Here is a 17,009-nt window from a genome sequence, read left to right as displayed (position 1 = left end):
AACGCAGGCCATGACCGCATCCCCGGGCAGATTGACTTCTTTTTACCATTGCCCCATGCTTCTAAAGTTTTTTGTGGAAGTTGAGGAAGCAAGACACAACTAAATCCCCTGAACCAAGTAATCAAGGAAAAACTTCACGGCCGCCTGAAACCTGCCGCATCAGGCCCCGGTGGCGGCCCGGACCTGATGGATATCCGTCAACCCTGCCAGCACCTTGTGTATGCCGTCCTGTTTAAGGGAAAGCATACCCTCCATGGTGGCCTGCTGTCTTATTTCTTCGGCGGATTTTCGAAACTTGATAAGATCCTTGATCTTATCCGTATTGAGCATCAATTCGTGGATGCCCAGACGCCCCCGGTAGCCGCCGATACAGTCCCTGCAGCCCTTGCCCCTGTAAAGTACAGCTTTTTTATGGAAATAATGCTCCTTCCAAGCGTTGAAACCTTCTCCGTACTCCATCTCCAGTTCCTGCAATTCCGCTGAGTCGGGATTATATTTCTCCTTGCACCTGGGGCACAGAGTCTTGATGAGCCGCTGGCCCAGGACGCAGAGCAGAGAATCAGCGAAGTTGAAAGGATCCAGGTCCATATCCAGAAGCCTTGTAATGGTCTCCGGAGCAGTATTGGTGTGCAGGGTACTGAAAACTATGTGTCCCGTCAGGGAGGCCTCCACAGCGATATGAGCCGTCTCCCTGTCGCGCATCTCGCCCACCATGATCACATCCGGATCAGCCCTTAAAAAAGAGCGTAGAAGATGCGCAAAAGTAAGGCCTATCTTGGGATTGACCTGTACCTGGCGCAGGCCTTCCTGGCTGATTTCCACCGGGTCCTCTGCTGTCCAGACCTTTTTGTCCGGGGTGTTGATGCAGCTCAAGGCTGAATGCAGGGTCGTGGTTTTTCCGGAACCGGTGGGACCTACTACCAGTATCAGTCCGTAGGGCTTTTTGATAAGCTTGTCGAAGTGCTCCAGATTATTTGAGGACAACCCCAGTTCTTTCAGAGTAATGGGTCTTCCCGAGGTCAAAACCCTGAGCACCACGTCTTCCTGTCCTCCGGTGGTGGGCACTGTGGCCACTCTGAACTCAAGAACCTGGGAAACTTCCGGGAGCTTTATCTTTAGTTTGCCGTCCTGGGGCAGCCTTCTTTCGGCTATGTCCAGGCTGGACATGATTTTAAGCCTGGACACCAGCGGTTTGGCCAGGGCCAGGCGTATTTTTTTGAATTCGTGGCATGTACCGTCCACGCGCATCCGGATCAGACAGTATCTGGAACCTGGACTGGGCTCGATGTGAATATCTGAGGCCTTCCTGCGCCAGGCCTCCAGGAGCAGTGCATTGACCAGCCGGACCACCTCGCTGTCATGCTCGGTAAGCTCTCCCTCGTCAATGTAGTCGGTAGTTGTTTCAGACTCTTCAGCAGCAGCACCGTCCTCCTCTCCCAGGAAAGCCATGCTCTGTTCTGCAAGATACTGCTGGTGAAAATGCTCGATAAAACGCCGGATATCGCCGGGTATCCCCACCCTGGCCACGATATTGCTTGTTCCGAAAATAAAGCGGATCTCATCCAGACGTCCCAGATCATAGGGGTTGTTCACAAGGACAATAATATTGCCCCCCTCTTTTTCCAGGGGCACCCACTCATATTTCTTGAGAAATTCGGGATCCAGCCTTTTTTGTTCAAAAAGTTCGAATGGCGCGACATACGACTGATCAAAGGAAACAAAATCTGTGTCGTAATACTCCTGTAGAGAGCGGCCCAGTGCCTGTTTGTCCACTTTCAGCCTCTCCACCAGGACATCGTCCATGCGCAGGTTTTCCTTTTTGGCCACGCGCATGGCCTGCTGCAGATCGTGGTCGCTGATTGCGCCGGTATTCAACAGGTATGCATAGCGGCCTCCGGTTTTTGTATTTTCCGGAGAATATTCAGTGGAGGGTGCTTGTTGCATCTGCTTGCTTGACAATGAGGGTCCGGACTGAAAAAAATCCTTTTAATGGTAAAGTTTTATAATATACTGCAAAGCTTATTACTATAAGCCTGAGGCAGGCTACAGGCAACCCCGCACTTATTTTTGTACAGACGAAAAAAAGTGAGGCGGCCTTCAGGCTGGAAGACATGCTTCATGCTATGGACTGCCTGAAAGGTGTCCTGTACAAAAATAAGTGCGGGGTTTTTTTGCCTGATATTTTACTTGTTGAGCCAGGCCATCATTTTTCTAAGCCTTTCACCCACTTCCTCGATCTGGTGACTGTGGTACTTTCTGCGCTGGGCGTAAAAAGCAGGCAGTCCGGCCTTGTTTTCCAGGATCCATTCCCTGGCGAATCCGCCGTCCTGGATTTCTCCCAGCACCTTGCGCATTTCCTGTTTGGCCTGATCCCCGACAATCCTTTCGCCGCGGGAATAATCACCGTATTCAGCTGTATCACTGATGGAATAGTGCATCCGGGTAAATCCACCTTCGTACAACAGATCCACAATTAGTTTTAGTTCGTGCATGCACTCAAAGTAAGCCACCTCGGGCTGATAACCGGCTTCCACCAGAGTCTCGTAGCCGGCCCGGATAAGAGCGCTTACTCCACCGCAGAGTACTGCCTGCTCACCGAAAAGATCGGTCTCTGTCTCTTCGGCGAATGTTGTCTGGATTACCCCGGACCTGGTGGCTCCGATACCCTTGGCGTATGCCAGGGCCTTATCCCAGGCCTGTCCTGTATGATCCTGGTAGACTGCGGCCAGAGCCGGAACGCTGCCGCCCCGGGCATATTCCCTTCTCACCAGGTGGCCCGGTCCCTTGGGGGCGATCATGACCACGTCCACGTCCTTTGGCGGGACTATCTGGTTGTAGTGCACATTAAATCCGTGACTGAAAACCATGGTCTTGCCGGAATCAAGATGAGGCAGGACTTCATTGTAAAAAACCCCTGGCTGATACTGGTCCTGCACCAGAATCTGGATAAGATCAGCCTGCCTGGCTGCCTCTGCCGCGGCCACTGGTTCAAATCCATGCTCTCTGGCCAGGTTGTAATTGGCTCCCCCCGGTCTCTGGCCGATGACTACATTCAGGCCGGAATCCCGGAGATTCTGGGCATGGGCATGTCCCTGACTGCCGTACCCGATGACAGCAATGGTCTTGTCCTTTAGAAGAGAAAGATCCGCATCGTTTTCGTAGTAAACCTTCATCATAGCTCCTTAAACTGATTTACAATATATTTTCAACAATCAATAACACTACAGCGAAACTTATAAAATACAGTATGGTATCTCAATTGGGGACAGTCCCGCATCTACTTGATTTCTCAGCAAGTTCCAGCGATTTCATGAAATCATTTCCAAGTAGGTGCGGGACAGTCCCCGGAGGTCAATAAATAAGTTTCGCTGTAGTGATAAAAACCCGGACATGCCAGGCTAAAACTGCATGCTCCGCTTCATGGCTACAGTGCCTGTCCTGGCGAATTCCTTGATGCCGAAGCGCTGCAGCATGTTGACCATGGCGTTGATCTTGCCCTGATCTCCGGTCACTTCAAGGGTAAGCTCATCGGTACTTACATCCACCACCTTACACCGGAAAATATCCACGATGCGCAGGATCTCAGCCCTGCTGTTTTCAGATGCATGGACCTTTATTAGAACCATCTCCCTCTCTACGGCCTTGGTATCCGAGAGATCCACCACCTTGATTACTGTAATGAGCTTTCTCAGCTGCTTGATTATCTGTTCGATAATCTGCTCATCGCCATGGGTGCTTATGGTCATGAGCGAAACCCCTTTTTCCAGGGTGGGACCGACATTCAGGGTGTCTATATTGAAGCCGCGGCCGCTGAAAAGACCGGCTACCCTGGAGAGCACTCCGGGCTCGTTTTCCACAAGTACTGATAAAACGTGTCGCATAGCCAGCCTCCTAGACCAGTAGCATTTCGGTTAATGAGGCCCCGGCAGGGACCATGGGATAAACGTTTTCCTCGGGCTCCACGCGGATGTCCACGATGCAGGTCTTGGGGGAAGCAAAGACCTTCTTCAGAACAGGAACCACGTCTTCGGTTTTGTCCACCTGGTAGCCCTCAGCGCCATAAGCCTCGGCCAGCTTGACGAAGTCCGGGGCAGTATCCAGGCAGGTGGCGCAGTAGTTCTTGTTGTAGAATAGCTCCTGCCACTGCCGGACCATGCCCAGGTAGCTGTTGTTCAGGATGATTATCTTCACCGGCAGATTGTAGCATACCGCTGTGGCCATCTCCTGAATATTCATCTGGATTGATCCGTCTCCGGCAATGTCTATGACCAGCTTGTCCGGGTTGGCCACCTGTGCTCCGATGGCCGCCGGAAATCCGTACCCCATGGTGCCCAGACCGCCGGAACTGATCCAGGTCCTGGGTTTGTGGTACTTGTAGAACTGGGCTGCCCACATCTGGTTCTGCCCAACTTCAGTGGTGATGATGGCCTCGCCTTTGGTCAGTTCATAGACCTGCTCCATCACGTACTGAGGTTTGATTTTGCCGGACTGGACGGTTTCGTACTTGAGAGGCTGTTCCTGGTTCCATCCCTTGACTGTTTTGACCCAGGAGGCATGCTTTTCCTCCCACTGAACCTCATTGATCTCGCCCATTTCCTCGTCCAGGGTCTTTAGCGCATTGAGGCAGTCGGAAACTATAGGAATATGCACGTTGACATTCTTGCGGATGGAAGTGGGATCAATATCAATATGAATTATCTTGGCCCTGGGGGCGAAAGTATTCACCTTGCCGGTGACCCGGTCATCAAACCTGGCACCCACTGAAAGCAGAACATCCGCATTATTGACAGCCATGTTGGCAGCATAAGTGCCGTGCATGCCCAGCATTCCAAGCCAGAGCGGGTCATTGCCGGGAAAGGCCCCCAGGCCCATCATGGTGGAGGTCACCGGCACTGAAAACCTGCGGGCCAGCCTGGTAAGTATCTCTCCGGCTTCGGAAGAGATCACCCCTCCCCCGGAGTAAATCAGGGGACGCTCCGCCTTGGCCAGCAGGTTAGCCGCCTTTTTTACCTGTTTCCTGTTGGGTGTGTAATTGGGATTGTAGCTGCGCAGGCTGATGGTCTTGGGGTAATCAAATTCAGTCCTGGCCTGCATGACATCCTTGGGAAGATCCACAAGCACCGGACCCGGCCTTCCTGTGGAAGCAATATAAAATGCTTCCTTAATGGAATGAGCAAGTTCTTTGACATCCTTGATGAGATAGTTGTGCTTGGTGCAGGGTCTGGTAATGCCTACGATGTCAACTTCCTGGAAGGCATCGTTGCCGATGAGCGCCGTGGGAACCTGGCCGGTGAAGACCACCAGAGGAATAGAATCCATATAGGCAGTAGCAATGCCGGTCACTGTATTGGTTGCACCGGGACCGGAAGTCACCAGGCACACCCCCACCTTGCCTGTTGACCTGGCGTAACCGTCCGCCGCATGCACCGCCCCCTGCTCATGTCGAACCAGAAAATGTTGAATTGATGACTTGGGCAGTTCATCATAGATGTCAATGACTGCACCCCCGGGAAACCCGAAAATGTGTTGTACGCCCTCCTGCCTCATGCATTCAAGCAGGATCTGAGCTCCGGTGAGCTCCATTTTACTTACCCTCCTTGGCTTTATAATTGTCCAGTATAGCGTGCATCCTGGTCTTTCCTGCCAGTTTTTTCTTTTTTATCTCCCTGACTTCCCTTTCCTCGCTGGGGGTAAGAAAATGCTTATTTTCAAAACGTTCCAGCTGCTTTTCATACATCTGATGATTTTCCAGCAGCTTCTTGAGTTCTTCATCCTCTTCACTGTATCTGGCTATCAGATCCTTTTCATATTGCTCCATTTATGATGACCTCCTTGTTAGTTTACTGTACATGCTTCAAGGCATTAAAAACCGTCCCGGCAACACCGCTTACAATTAGATCCTTGTTTCTGCTCTGCAGCCCCCTTTGTATCCATACCTGTTTTTTTCTGATTCCAAGAAACCTGGATAAAAAAATACACAGGGCCTTGTTGGCCTTGCCGTCAACAGGAGGAGCCTTAACTGAAATCTTGAGCCGTCCTGCATGTATGCCCAGAACCTCATCCCTGCCTGCTCCCGGCTTCAACACAACCCTTAAAATCCAGGTTTCCGGGTCCAATCTTTCCAGAAACTGCATGCAAGTATCACTATATCTTATCAGCCCTTGCCCACGCAAGGGCATTATCAATTCATCAGCCTGCAATCAGGACTTCTGCAGAAACTTGAGTTTGGATTCAGCTTCCTCCAGGTGCAGGTGTTCCTCGTCATGTGATTCAAGCAGTTTCAGATGTGACTCTATCATGGATCTGAGCTTGATTTCAAAATGAGCCCGCTGTTTTTTCAGTTCTGATATGTCTTCGTGAATCTGGGCCAGCCTCTTGTGCGCCTGCCTTAATATATCCTCGGCCTTGGACTGGGCCTCCTGGACAATAACTTTGGCCTGCTTGTTGGCGTTGGCCTTGATGTCATCGGTCATTTTCTGAGTTGTGAGCAAAGTATTCTGCAGCACTTCCTCTCTGCTTCTGTGCTCCTGCAGCTTCTCTTCCAGGTGTTTTATCTCCTGATCCAGCTGTGATTTCTTTTCAGCCAGTTCTCCGACGTAGTCGGCCACTTCCTGCAGAAACATTTCCACGTCATTTTTTTTATAACCAAATAAAGATGTGGAAAATTTTTTGTTCAGGATATCAATTTTTGAAATGTCCATTTTTCCCCCTTATGAAAAAAACAGGGAGTGAGCCGGAACTAAAAATACGTCCCGGCCGTTTTTTAAGTACGAAAGGCCGAGTCAAGCATATCCTCAGCCCATACCGGCTACAGCCTGGTAAAGGGACTGGACAACGAAAATCTTGATAAACTGAATACCCACCAGCACCACAATGGGAGACAGGTCAATTCCCCCTATGTTTACAAAAGGCAGCCAGGTCCTTACCCGGTGCAGCACCGGTTCAGTCAGGTTGCGCAGTACCCTTACTATTGGATTATAGGGGTCGGGCTGGACCCAGGTCAACAAAGCGGAAATAATCACAATCCAGAAGTAAAGGGTAAGCAGGGTATCAAAAACACTTACCAGGGCCATCAAAAAATTGGCAAACACGTTCATCTATCCTCCGTTAAATTTTGTCGGTTCAGTCATCTGCTGAGTGAAAAAGCAGACCTGTTTTAAAACCTCAAAGTGTCGTTGAAGGCTTAAAGCCGCCCTGCAATGAACTCCCTCAGGGTCCAGAAGTCAGGAATGAGCATGTCTGCGTCCAGGTACTGGTTTTTATAGGCCCAGAAAGGAACGCCTGCACCTCCTGCAGCTGACTGATCCACCACAGAATCGCCTATAAAGGCCACTTTTCCTGGACTTGTCGACCACATCTCCAGTATCCTGTACATGCTTTCAGGATGGGGCTTGGGCCTGTTCACCTGTCCGGCGGTCATCACGGGCCAGAAAAAGTCCGCAAGGCCGTGCATCTGCAGCAACAGGTTCATGGTGGTGGTGCGGTTGGTGTTTATGGCAATGCGCAGCCCCTTGCAGCGCAGCAGATCCAGCAGGTCCGGCACCCCCTCTTCCATGCGCATGTATGGAAGAAGTTCATTGTAATTTATTTGCCTGCGCACCTCGTCCAGGCGATCCAGACATTCCGGAGGCAATATGTACCGCAGGGAGTCCATCACCGAGTGCATGTGCACGAACTCCTCTTCATTATCGCTCAGGGGTCCGAGCCCGAAATATTCACGGATACGGTTGTAGAAATGGATATTAACGTCCCTGGAATCGAAAAGGACTCCGTCACAGTCGAATATAATCCCTTCAAGCCCTTTCAGGCTCATGGAACTCAGTGGATTGCAGATAATCAACAAACTCTCCAATAATAAATTAAGTCAGTCAGGTCATCTCATGGCCTGGGGAAAAAGCTCTGCAGCCATTTCCCGCAGCTTGTACTTCTGGACCTTTCCGCTGGCGGTCATGGGATATTCATCCACAAATGCAACATACTTGGGAGTCTTGTACCTGGCGATCCTGCCCCGGCAGAAGTCCCTTATATCCTCGGGGGCGTAATCGTAACCCTCCTTGAGGATAATAAAAGCACCTACCTCTTCTCCGTATCTGTTGCTGGGCACCCCCACCACCTGTACATCGCGCACCCCTTCCATGGTGTACAGAAACTCTTCTATTTCCCTGGGGTAAACATTTTCTCCGCCCCTGATGATCATATCCTTGAGGCGACCGGTGATGCTCAGGTACCCATCCTCGTCCATTACGCCCAGGTCCCCGGAATGCAGCCAGCCGTCAGCATCAATTGTTCTGCTGGTTTCTTCGGGCATATTGTAATAGCCGCGCATGACATTATATCCCCGGCAGCAGACTTCGCCCTGTTCTCCTGGCCCCAGGGTCCTGTTGGTTTCCGGATCCACCACCTGTACCTCTATCTCCGGCATGGGCCTGCCTACTGTCTCGGTCTTTCTGCGTATGTCATCATCGGTGCGGGTCTGAGTCATCACCGGTGAGGTTTCGGTCAGGCCGTAGCATATGGTTACCTCGCTCATGTTCATCTTGTCCATCACCTGCCGCATGACTTTGACCGGACAGGGAGAGCCGGCCATAATCCCGGTACGCAGGGAACTGTAGTCAAACTTGGAGAACATGCGGTGATCCAGAACAGCAATGAACATGGTGGGCACACCGTAAAGAGCGGTACACTTTTCTGCTTCCACAGAGGTCATGACCATAAGCGGATTAAACCCCTCAAGTATGACCATGGTGCTGGCATGACTTACAGCCGCAAGCACCCCGAGTACACACCCGAAACAGTGAAACAGCGGAACAGGCAGGCAGATGCGGTCCCTGTGAGTCAGTTTCTGATGCTCCCCAATCCAGTAACCGTTATTGGCGATATTGTAGTGGGTAAGCATCACTCCCTTGGGGAAGCCTGTAGTGCCGGAGGTGTACTGCATATTGACCACATCGTGGGGATCAAGCTCTCTCCGGCGCGCCTGGTAATCCCTGTCGCTGGTCATGCCCCCCAGTGCCAGAAGCTCCGGCAGGGAATACATCCCCCGGTGTTTTTCCTGCCCCAGGAAAAACACCCTTTTTAAGTGCGGGAAATCCTTATTGTTCAGATACCCCCTGGCCTGGGTGCGAAGCTCCGGGACAAGGTCGTACAGGGTCCGGACATAGTCGGTATCACGAAACCCGTCGATTATGAATATGTTTTCCGCCTCGGACTGTTTGAGCACATAGCTCAGCTCATGCTCTTTATAATAGGTGTTGATGGTAAGCAGCACGGCACCTATCTTTGCCGTAGCGAACTGCAGGGCCACCCAGTGCGGGACATTGCTGGCCCAGATGGCCACTTTCTCGCCCTTTTTCACCCCCAGGGTCATAAGCCCTCTGGCCATCTGGTCCACCACGTGGGAAAACTCCCTGTATGTCAGGCGGAAATCCCGGTCAACATACACTACTGCATCATTATCAGGATAATTTTCCACAGCTTCATCCAGAAGCGTTCCAAGGGTTATCTCCCTTAAAGACTGGTCCCACATAAATTGTTCTCCGCGTAATGCCGGTGCCGCCCGGTCCTATTCCGGAAAATAGAGTACGGCGTAAATTCTGGCCGGACCCTCGCCTCTGGCTGATACGTTATGAGGCACTATGGAATTGTAGTAGACGCTGTCTCCAGCTTTTAAGACATGGGTTTCATGACCATAAACCAGCTCTATCTCTCCGGCAACCACTATGATGAACTCTTCTCCTTCATGAGATGACAGCTTTTTGTCCTGGGGCGGCTCCGGAAACACTTCAATGAAGAAAGGCTCCATTTTGCGGTCGCTTTTGCCTTTTCCCAGGGAATAAAAGCGCAGGGCTGCGGGCTTTTCCTTCCCCTTGAGCATTGTCAGCTCTTCCTGCCTGTCCTTTTCCCTGACAATAAGGGGATCCTGGACCACGGTATCGTCCAGAAATGTGCCCAGTCTGACCCCCAGGCCCCTGGCGATTTTTAGAAGCGGGCCCAGTGAAGGGTATATATCATCCTCTTCAACTGAACGGATAAAATCGGTATCCAGGCCGCTGCGCCTGGACAGCTCTTCCAGGCTGATCTCTTCCATATCCCTGTGCTTCTTGATCTTTTTACCGATGCTAGCCTGACTCATCCTTACTCCTTTGTCTGTTGAAGGCTGTTGGTTGAGCTCACCGCCCTGAGCAGCTTCACCTCCCGGGCAAAGCTCTGCTTTTTTTTGTCGATTTTATCAAGATTCAACGTGGCGCAAAAAAAGTCCAGCCCCTTCCTGTCAGCAAGACCCGGAAAAAAGTGGTCCGGATCATGTCTTTCCCAGGCAATCCCATACTCCTGCAGTTCCTGGCTAACTGATTCCTCGTGTACCAGCAAAATCCCTTGTGGAGGCAGGAAAGCGGTATAGGCTTTCAAGAGTTTCTGCCAGTGATCAGTGCTTATCTGGGGGCTGATGGACTGCCTGGCCATGTTCTGGAAGCGCTCCTCCTCATCATCTATCCCCAGGGATTCGTCAAAGCTGCTCCAGGAGAGGCTCAGGTCGGCATCAATTCTGCCGAGTTCCAGCAGCCTCTCTTCAAGGGCGAAATTGAGAAGCAGGTACTGCTGGGCCTGGAGGAGGTCTTCCTTATGGTCTTCTTTTGCCTCGTCACTTTTGCCGTAGGTGGAAAGCTCGTATTGAATGGACTGGGTGCTGCCGGTATAAAAGTCCTCCATCTGCGCCATGCCCAAGTGGGTCATGTCCGAGGTCTTTTTGAACTGCTCTCCGAACTGCCGGCACTGTTCCAGGAAGTACTCAGAAAGTCCTTTATCCAGAACAAGGCCCTGGGGAGTAAAAAAGATATCCAGGGGATCTTTTATCCCCGGATTCAGGAAAAGGCCCATGGGCCTAAGCCCCGGTGAAACCAGTTCTTCATGCATGTAAGGGAAATGAATTATCTTTGGCGGGCCTGCCATTTGTGCTCCTGGTGGCTTAAAAAAATGTATTGAATTTCCTGCCCGGCCTGAACGCCTGATATCGTTATAGGCAAAAGATTCTCAACTCTCAATATCTTTTTGCACACGCGGCCTGTACAGTCTGCATACCCCGGTACATTCCGGCATCATAAGGACACAGGCGTTGCCGAACAGACAGGCGCAGCGATCATCTTCAGAGCCGGCAGGCAGGTATGATCCGCATAAATCCGCCCAGGATCCGATGCCGGCAAATCTTTTTTCCCAGATCTTTTCCACCTGATCAAAGCTCAGGTCAAAGGCATCAGCCTTGCTGATAAGGCCGTCATAATCCTTTTCCAGGAAAGCCAGCACCCTGCATTGCCATGAAGACTGGTATCCGGGGTTTAGATATTCCTCGTATTTGCAGCGGCCGAAACTGTAGTAGACACAGTTTCGCCCGGGTAGACTGGTCACTTTGCCCATTTATTGATTCAGCCATGTCTTCAGCAGCAGGATATGCTGCAGCCGGACGGCACGACAATCGGTCCGGAACCGGCCTCCTGCTCGGTCTCATTTGCCAGCGGCCACAGTTCCATTCCGCCGTCCAGGACGTATAACTGCTTGGCGCCCATGGACTGTAACAGTCTTGCACCCTGGTAAGCCCTGCCTGAACACCTGGAATAAAGAACCAGGGGGACAAACCTGGGTATCTGGACGGCCTTTTTCTTCAGTTCCGGCAAGGGGATATTTTCAGCCCCGGAAATCCTGATGCGCTGGTATTCTTCAGGACTGCGGACATCCAGCAGAAAAAACTCGGCCCCCTGGTTATAGGACTCTTCAAGCTCAGTGGGGTTTATGCCCAGTATTCTGGAGCCAAGTTTGTTTTCCAGGATACGGGCGCATTTCTTCAGGGGATGCAGGCCGAACCCGAAGGAAACCGTTTCCTGCTTCACCAGGTCTTCAAGCACCGCATTTTCCTGCACCAGGTGACCGACCATGTCCACCCAGGCGGCAGCCTCTCTTCCTGCACACTCAGCGCCCAGGATCCGGCGGGAATCCTTGTCCACAGTCAGATGCAGGACATGCCCGGCCTCTTTCAAAGGATGGTCAGCACCGCTTACTATGGCCCATTCCGGGCTGAACCCCTTTTCCAGGGCCTGCTGCGGGTTTAACCCGGCGCTTCCAGCATGCAGTCCGGCCATGTTCCAGGACCGGGTGTTTTTCTGGGGAGGCCGTGGGGGATCGTCCCCCAAAAGACTTTGTACTGCAAAAAGGCCTGTTTGAAGGCTGTATTCCATAGATGTGGGGTGCCGGGGATAATCCCGGGCGGCATAAGGGGCTGCTATGCAGATATTATCCTGGATGTACACCCCTGAATCCTGCAGGTATTCCACAGGGGAATCAATGCCCATTGCTTTCAGTCTCTCTAAGTCAAGTACCGGCCTGGAGCAGTAAACCACAGTTCTGCCGGTTTCTTCATGTTCAGTTTCAGGAGATTCTCTATCCAGGTCAGAACATATTGAAATGCTGCCGCCCCTGGACTTAAGATATTCATCCACAAAAAACTGCACCTGCCTGGAAAAGAAGTTTTGCGATCTGACCCACTCAAAGCTTTTTTCGCCGCAGGCCAGGGCCTGGACGGCACTCATATCGTTTCCCACCACCTGTATGGCCTCCAGGTGGCCCCAGTTGTTCACCACGTGCTCAACACAGGAACTCTGCGGCCATAAAAGCCCCCCCGAAGGTGCGAATTGAGGGGCCTGGAAGGCGGGTTCGGGAAAAATAAATGCCTGGTCAAAAAAATAGTTCATATTGCCCGTATTGGACAGAAAGGATACCTCCCTGGCCTGAAGGTCGAAACGGATCTTTTTGACTCTTACAGGTGCGATAACCGGCATGCGTGTATTTTTTTCAAAATCGGTCTTGACCCTGGCCCTGATTCTGGACCAGTCAGCCGGGCTCTCGCCCAGTCCCAGTAAAAGTTCCACCATTTCCAGGGGATACTTTTCCTCGCTGTACTCGGTTATCCATAAAAGATCCACTTCCGGCTTCAGTTTTTTGACCAATTGAGCCGCCTTGTAGGCCGGGTATCCATAACCTGTTACAAGCACTCTTTCCATGCTGGTGCTCCTGTGCTCAAGAGTTTTGGGGCAGGTTCCCCGCCCCGGTATCTTTCAATCTATCCTGTGTAAACAGTCGATGTTTCCTTTAAACAGATTTTTCTATCTGTACCGGCTCAAAACTTCAACCATGATTTATCAGCCCTGCCTGGTCGGCTTTACCCTGCTTCAATCATGCTTTCGGGTAAACATGCAAAATCTTTTTGCGAGAGCACCGAGTTGCGCCTTGACCGTCCTGTAGCCTGGGTGTATAGATCATGGGCAAGCCAAAAACTGGGAGGGAACGTATATGTTTGGAATCGGCATGACAGAACTGATAATTATTCTGGTCATTGTCCTGGTCATATTCGGAGCCAACAAGCTGCCGGAAATAGGGGCCGGAATGGGCAAGGCCATCAAGAATTTCAAGAAAGCAACAACAGAGCCTGAAGAAATAGATGTTACCCCTTCCGAGGAGAAGGACAAAGAACAGAAAAAGGATAAAGAAGGCCAGGAAAAGGAAGAAGAGCAGAAAAAAGAGTAATACAGGCCCTGCCTGAACACCTTTGCTGGACTGGACCCTTTTACATATCCGTGTTTTTCTCATCATTTCCAGAAAAAAACACCAGGCCGAGCCCCAGAAGCAGGTAGTGAAGACCTGAAATCAGGGTCAATCCGCCCACAGCATAAATCAGTATACCCGACACAGGATCAAGGGCAGCCGCCTCAAATACAATGGAGGACATGACCGAAAGCACCAGCATGATCTGCCCCAGGGTATTAAGCTTGCTGTCCAGGGTGGCGGCGATCTTTCCCCGTACATCCATTCCGGTAAATCGAAAAAATGCAAAACCGGATACAATCAAGACTTCCCGCAGGACAACCACCACTATCAGCCACCAGGGAATCCATCCTGCATGACCCAGACACAGAAACGCGGTCAGCACCAGAAGCTTGTCCGCAACTGGATCAATCACAGCCCCCAGCCTTGAGCGCTGCTCCAGGGTACGCGCCAGAAAACCGTCCAGAGCATCGGTTATTCCGGCCAGGATGAATACTGCCAGGGACAGAAGATAAGCTTCATGGATAAAGGCGCCCAGAAATACGGGCACCATTGCGAACCTTGCCAGTGTCAGGGCGTTGGGAACCGTCCAGGAAGAATTGCAGCCGATATCTGTTTTATGCTCCTGTAAACTACACCTGATCTTATTGTGTGTTTTCATCTATAGTGTGGTATACCCCTCTTGATGGAAGATACTCTCCAAGACGTTTTTTCAGAAGATCCGGATTCAGGGTGGTCAGAGTCCAACCGGCCCTGTAGGATGGCACATCGGTATGAATATACAGAATGCTTCCTTTTTCCACTTTCTCATCCCAGGAAAGAATCATCTCGTCGAAGTGCATGATGGCATCGGTTGTGGCCCAGCCCGTGGTTTTCAAAGTGAAATCCATGGTCATTTCGGACATTACTTCCGGCCGGGTAAAAAAGAACGCCCATAAATCAGACCATACACTGTAAAGGTTCCCTCCGGTAACCTCATGAGTGATGTCCTTATAGTCTATGACTCCGCTCCAGCTGCCATCCTGCCGGCGGGTCAATGAAACAGAGGTGGGCGCATCGCTGTCTACTTCCACCCCGGTTATTGTCTGCAGGCGCTGCAGCATGCCGAAGTCACCGGGTCCGGACCCCCGCGTACTCAGATCGTATTTCCAGGGCGCAGTACTTGTGTAATAAACCCCCGTTCTCTGCAGGATGCTCCTTAAGGCCGCGGTGTCGACATTCACCTCGAGATCCATCAGCAGGCGGTCATCCACCTCCTCCCTGGAAAAAATGCGGTATCCAAGGATGAGGTCGTCAATTCTCCAGTCCAGGTGCTCCCCGAGCATTTCTTTTCTTTTTTCTGACAGTTCACCCGGGACTATACGCTGGGATTCCCGGATTACAGCCTGGCTGTAGCCCGATCTCAAGCCCTGCTGCTGAAGTTCCTGGAAGCTTTTGTCCTCGTCCAGCTCAACATCCACCTGGACCTGCTGCCAGGCCTGGGCGGAAGACAATCCCAGAAGAAAAAACACCAGACTGAACAATAATATCCTGTAAATAGACAAAGTTATTCTTCTCCCATGATAATGATCACCGGGCAGCCTTCGGGGATACTGTCCATGATATCCTGAAATTCCAGGGTGTCCTCCCAGGAAAGCACAAAATCGCTGTCATGCCTTCCATTTGTCCGCTCCGGCTCGATCTTGAAGCCGTCAGGTCCGGACTCATACAGCCTGGTAATATTTTGATCCTTGTCCACACGCATGTAACGTACATGGCCCCTGTCCGCCCCGGGTCTTTCCCCGAGAACCGATGCTCTGTAGAGTATATTGCCGTCTCGATCCAGTATTGCCGGGATAAGGGACGGCCTGGCAGACAGGCCGGTGGCATCTATATACAAGGGGCAATAGGGGGTGAGTTCCACAACCACATTACCATTTCTTTTCCACTGCGGACCTGCGAAAACCCTGCCCGGCAGCATGCGCTGCACGTCCTGATCCAGAAGATCCAGAAAGACATGCACTTCCACTTCACCCTCGGGGTGATGGTAATACACTGTATCCCATACCTTGGAATGATGCACCAGGGTCTGCAGCCGGCCGGCTGTTTCTGGATTCTCCCGGGAAAGGTCCTCGACGGTGATGGAAGAGTCCACATTGATTTGCTGCAGGTTTTCAAGAAGTTTTTTTCTGGCCTTGACCAGCGCCTTCCTCTCGGCCGCCCGGACCGATTTTGTCCTGTCTTCCATTTCCTGCATCCTGGAAGAACCCGTTGAATGGACCCGGCCTTCAGTCCAGTTCATACTTCCGGTGCCGATATGGCGGACGTAATCCCTTTTTTCCCCCTGGTCTTTTTCTCCGGCCCCGGCTACGGCCGCCAGGCAAAGCACCATCAGTAACGTCAGTAAATATTTCATATTCTGCTTGCTCCAGTAATGAAAATAATACGCCTGACGAAAATTATCAACACCAACACCTGTAATAGTTTTCCAGTGTTCAACTTCTCTCAACAAATTTTTCAACCATGCCCCTGGCTTCGGAAAAATCACCCGCCTGGATCCAGTGTACGTCGGATTCCTTCCTGAACCAGGTCATCTGCCTTTTAGCATAGTCCCTGGTATTCTTGAACCATCTCTGAATGCAGCTCTGCATATCCGTATCTCCTGCAAGAAAGTCCATCACCTCCCTGCATCCGATCCCTGTCATGGCCGGCAGGTCCCGGTTGAAACCGTACACTCTGCATACTTCCTGCACTTCTTCCACAGCCCCGGCCCTGAGCATATCCTGTATTCTTCTAAGCAATCCCTGTTCCAAATATTCCCATTGTGTATAAACCCCAAGTTTCAGCACCCGGAAAAAAGGACCGCTGGGCTGGCTTCTATGCCAGGCGGTCATATTGAATCCGGTGTCCTGGTAAACTTCCAGCGCCCTGGTAATCCTTTGTCTGTCCCTGCAACTGATCCTGGTGGCATACTCAGGGTCAATTTCCTGAAGCTCACGGTGCAGAATTTCCGGTCCCTCATGCATGCAGCGCAGCTGTAAAGCCCTTCGGACGTCATCTCCCACGGGAGGTATTTCGGCCAGTCCATGTATCAGTGACCTGAGATACAACCCGGTACCTCCCACAAGTACTGGGATGCCGGATTCCCGGCGGACCCCCTGGATGCATTCCCTGGCCATCTGTACAAAACGTCCTGCGCTGATGCTCTTGTCCGGCGAGAGAAAACCGTAAAGGTGATGCGCACATACCTCGAGTTCGTGTTTACCCGGTTGAGCCGTAATAATGGGAAGCCCCTGGTAAACCTGTCTGGAATCGAAGTTTATTATCTGTACTGGAAAAAAACCTGACAGCTCCAGGGCCAGCCTGTTTTTTCCGCTTCCTGTAGGGCCAAGAATGCAAATGATCCGTGGAAGCCTGTCTGCATTATCTTTGCTCATGAATTA

Annotated in this window: 19 protein-coding genes; 1 reads left to right on the top strand and 18 read right to left on the bottom strand. The window is 51.5% G+C overall.

All coding sequences use genetic code 11. From position 1 onward, the window contains the following. Window positions 1-159: 159 nt before the first annotated feature. From D5S03_RS10595 to D5S03_RS10530, 14 genes are all read right to left on the bottom strand, one after another. Window positions 160-1,944, bottom strand: coding sequence for a GspE/PulE family protein (locus D5S03_RS10595; RefSeq protein WP_287043935.1), 1,785 nt, complete (start codon window positions 1,942-1,944; stop codon window positions 160-162). 239 nt (window positions 1,945-2,183) lie between these two features. Further along, window positions 2,184-3,173, bottom strand: a complete 990-nt coding sequence (gene ilvC / locus D5S03_RS10590; RefSeq protein ID WP_287043933.1) for a ketol-acid reductoisomerase — start codon at window positions 3,171-3,173, stop codon at window positions 2,184-2,186. Between the two features lie 225 nt (window positions 3,174-3,398). Then, a complete protein-coding gene (ilvN, locus tag D5S03_RS10585; RefSeq protein WP_008868801.1) occupies window positions 3,399-3,881 on the bottom strand; it encodes an acetolactate synthase small subunit in 483 nt (160 codons plus the stop codon). Window positions 3,882-3,891: 10 nt separating this feature from the next. Then, window positions 3,892-5,583 carry a biosynthetic-type acetolactate synthase large subunit gene (ilvB, locus tag D5S03_RS10580; RefSeq protein ID WP_287043930.1) on the bottom strand — a complete coding sequence of 564 codons (1,692 nt, stop codon included), beginning with the start codon at window positions 5,581-5,583 and terminating at the stop codon, window positions 3,892-3,894. A 1-nt stretch (window position 5,584) separates the two neighbouring features. Continuing rightward, window positions 5,585-5,818, bottom strand: a complete 234-nt coding sequence (locus D5S03_RS10575; RefSeq protein ID WP_287043928.1) for a DUF465 domain-containing protein — start codon at window positions 5,816-5,818, stop codon at window positions 5,585-5,587. Between the two features lie 22 nt (window positions 5,819-5,840). Continuing rightward, window positions 5,841-6,134 carry a DUF167 domain-containing protein gene (locus D5S03_RS10570; protein WP_287043926.1) on the bottom strand — a complete coding sequence of 98 codons (294 nt, stop codon included), beginning with the start codon at window positions 6,132-6,134 and terminating at the stop codon, window positions 5,841-5,843. 66 nt (window positions 6,135-6,200) lie between these two features. Further along, entirely contained in the window at window positions 6,201-6,701 is a 501-nt protein-coding gene (locus D5S03_RS10565; protein ID WP_008868797.1) for a DivIVA domain-containing protein, read from the bottom strand. 93 nt (window positions 6,702-6,794) lie between these two features. Further along, window positions 6,795-7,097, bottom strand: coding sequence for a YggT family protein (locus tag D5S03_RS10560; RefSeq protein WP_008868796.1), 303 nt, complete (start codon window positions 7,095-7,097; stop codon window positions 6,795-6,797). Between the two features lie 86 nt (window positions 7,098-7,183). Continuing rightward, window positions 7,184-7,840 carry an HAD family hydrolase gene (locus tag D5S03_RS10555; RefSeq protein WP_287043924.1) on the bottom strand — a complete coding sequence of 219 codons (657 nt, stop codon included), beginning with the start codon at window positions 7,838-7,840 and terminating at the stop codon, window positions 7,184-7,186. 33 nt (window positions 7,841-7,873) lie between these two features. Further along, on the bottom strand, window positions 7,874-9,526 hold the full coding sequence (locus D5S03_RS10550) for an AMP-binding protein (RefSeq protein WP_008868794.1): 1,653 nt from the start codon (window positions 9,524-9,526) through the stop codon (window positions 7,874-7,876). A gap of 36 nt (window positions 9,527-9,562) precedes the next feature. After that, a complete protein-coding gene (locus D5S03_RS10545; protein WP_008868793.1) occupies window positions 9,563-10,132 on the bottom strand; it encodes a cupin domain-containing protein in 570 nt (189 codons plus the stop codon). A gap of 2 nt (window positions 10,133-10,134) precedes the next feature. Continuing rightward, window positions 10,135-10,947 (bottom strand): hypothetical protein, encoded by an 813-nt coding sequence (locus D5S03_RS10540; RefSeq protein ID WP_287043921.1) that lies wholly within the window; start codon window positions 10,945-10,947, stop codon window positions 10,135-10,137. Between the two features lie 81 nt (window positions 10,948-11,028). Beyond that, window positions 11,029-11,409 (bottom strand): hypothetical protein, encoded by a 381-nt coding sequence (locus D5S03_RS10535; RefSeq protein ID WP_008868791.1) that lies wholly within the window; start codon window positions 11,407-11,409, stop codon window positions 11,029-11,031. Window positions 11,410-11,429: 20 nt separating this feature from the next. Next, window positions 11,430-13,046, bottom strand: coding sequence for a rhodanese-like domain-containing protein (locus tag D5S03_RS10530; protein ID WP_287043917.1), 1,617 nt, complete (start codon window positions 13,044-13,046; stop codon window positions 11,430-11,432). A gap of 289 nt (window positions 13,047-13,335) precedes the next feature. On the opposite strand from D5S03_RS10530, the gene D5S03_RS10525 reads away from it, so the two are divergent. Continuing rightward, window positions 13,336-13,569 carry a twin-arginine translocase TatA/TatE family subunit gene (locus D5S03_RS10525; RefSeq protein WP_008868789.1) on the top strand — a complete coding sequence of 78 codons (234 nt, stop codon included), beginning with the start codon at window positions 13,336-13,338 and terminating at the stop codon, window positions 13,567-13,569. A gap of 40 nt (window positions 13,570-13,609) precedes the next feature. On the opposite strand, the gene D5S03_RS10520 is transcribed toward D5S03_RS10525, so the two are convergent. The 4 genes from D5S03_RS10520 to miaA all read right to left on the bottom strand — a co-directional run bounded on the left by D5S03_RS10520 (window position 13,610) and on the right by miaA (window position 17,003). Next, window positions 13,610-14,248, bottom strand: coding sequence for a CDP-alcohol phosphatidyltransferase family protein (locus D5S03_RS10520; protein ID WP_287043915.1), 639 nt, complete (start codon window positions 14,246-14,248; stop codon window positions 13,610-13,612). Continuing rightward, window positions 14,232-15,131 carry a hypothetical protein gene (locus tag D5S03_RS10515; protein ID WP_144311422.1) on the bottom strand — a complete coding sequence of 300 codons (900 nt, stop codon included), beginning with the start codon at window positions 15,129-15,131 and terminating at the stop codon, window positions 14,232-14,234. Before D5S03_RS10515 ends, D5S03_RS10520 begins: the two co-directional genes overlap by 17 nt. Window positions 15,132-15,133: 2 nt before the next feature. Further along, on the bottom strand, window positions 15,134-15,982 hold the full coding sequence (locus D5S03_RS10510) for a TP0624 family protein (RefSeq protein WP_287043912.1): 849 nt from the start codon (window positions 15,980-15,982) through the stop codon (window positions 15,134-15,136). Window positions 15,983-16,061: 79 nt separating this feature from the next. Continuing rightward, the gene (gene miaA, locus D5S03_RS10505) at window positions 16,062-17,003 is read right to left on the bottom strand and encodes a tRNA (adenosine(37)-N6)-dimethylallyltransferase MiaA (RefSeq protein WP_287043910.1); all 942 of its coding nucleotides are present in this window, start codon (window positions 17,001-17,003) and stop codon (window positions 16,062-16,064) included. Window positions 17,004-17,009: the final 6 nt, after the last annotated feature.

It is taken from the genome of Desulfonatronospira sp. MSAO_Bac3 (assembly GCF_003838035.1).
Classification (GTDB): Bacteria; Desulfobacterota; Desulfovibrionia; order Desulfovibrionales; family Desulfonatronovibrionaceae; genus Desulfonatronospira; species Desulfonatronospira thiodismutans.
The sequence above is the reverse complement of the archived record's forward strand: the minus strand, read 5'-3'. Positions and strand labels throughout refer to the sequence as shown.

What these genes read in the sequence shown, in the direction of transcription:
- D5S03_RS10595 (WP_287043935.1), bottom strand. Translation starts at nt 1,944, where the DNA reads ATGCAACAAGCACCCTCCACTGAATATTCTCCGGAAAATACAAAAACC.
- ilvC (WP_287043933.1), bottom strand. Translation starts at nt 3,173, where the DNA reads ATGAAGGTTTACTACGAAAACGATGCGGATCTTTCTCTTCTAAAGGAC.
- ilvN (WP_008868801.1), bottom strand. Translation starts at nt 3,881, where the DNA reads ATGCGACACGTTTTATCAGTACTTGTGGAAAACGAGCCCGGAGTGCTC.
- ilvB (WP_287043930.1), bottom strand. Translation starts at nt 5,583, where the DNA reads ATGGAGCTCACCGGAGCTCAGATCCTGCTTGAATGCATGAGGCAGGAG.
- D5S03_RS10575 (WP_287043928.1), bottom strand. Translation starts at nt 5,818, where the DNA reads ATGGAGCAATATGAAAAGGATCTGATAGCCAGATACAGTGAAGAGGAT.
- D5S03_RS10570 (WP_287043926.1), bottom strand. Translation starts at nt 6,134, where the DNA reads ATGCAGTTTCTGGAAAGATTGGACCCGGAAACCTGGATTTTAAGGGTT.
- D5S03_RS10565 (WP_008868797.1), bottom strand. Translation starts at nt 6,701, where the DNA reads ATGGACATTTCAAAAATTGATATCCTGAACAAAAAATTTTCCACATCT.
- D5S03_RS10560 (WP_008868796.1), bottom strand. Translation starts at nt 7,097, where the DNA reads ATGAACGTGTTTGCCAATTTTTTGATGGCCCTGGTAAGTGTTTTTGAT.
- D5S03_RS10550 (WP_008868794.1), bottom strand. Translation starts at nt 9,526, where the DNA reads ATGTGGGACCAGTCTTTAAGGGAGATAACCCTTGGAACGCTTCTGGAT.
- D5S03_RS10545 (WP_008868793.1), bottom strand. Translation starts at nt 10,132, where the DNA reads ATGAGTCAGGCTAGCATCGGTAAAAAGATCAAGAAGCACAGGGATATG.
- D5S03_RS10540 (WP_287043921.1), bottom strand. Translation starts at nt 10,947, where the DNA reads ATGGCAGGCCCGCCAAAGATAATTCATTTCCCTTACATGCATGAAGAA.
- D5S03_RS10535 (WP_008868791.1), bottom strand. Translation starts at nt 11,409, where the DNA reads ATGGGCAAAGTGACCAGTCTACCCGGGCGAAACTGTGTCTACTACAGT.
- D5S03_RS10530 (WP_287043917.1), bottom strand. Translation starts at nt 13,046, where the DNA reads ATGGAAAGAGTGCTTGTAACAGGTTATGGATACCCGGCCTACAAGGCG.
- D5S03_RS10525 (WP_008868789.1), top strand. Translation starts at nt 13,336, where the DNA reads ATGTTTGGAATCGGCATGACAGAACTGATAATTATTCTGGTCATTGTC.
- D5S03_RS10520 (WP_287043915.1), bottom strand. Translation starts at nt 14,248, where the DNA reads ATGAAAACACACAATAAGATCAGGTGTAGTTTACAGGAGCATAAAACA.
- D5S03_RS10510 (WP_287043912.1), bottom strand. Translation starts at nt 15,982, where the DNA reads ATGAAATATTTACTGACGTTACTGATGGTGCTTTGCCTGGCGGCCGTA.
- miaA (WP_287043910.1), bottom strand. Translation starts at nt 17,003, where the DNA reads ATGAGCAAAGATAATGCAGACAGGCTTCCACGGATCATTTGCATTCTT.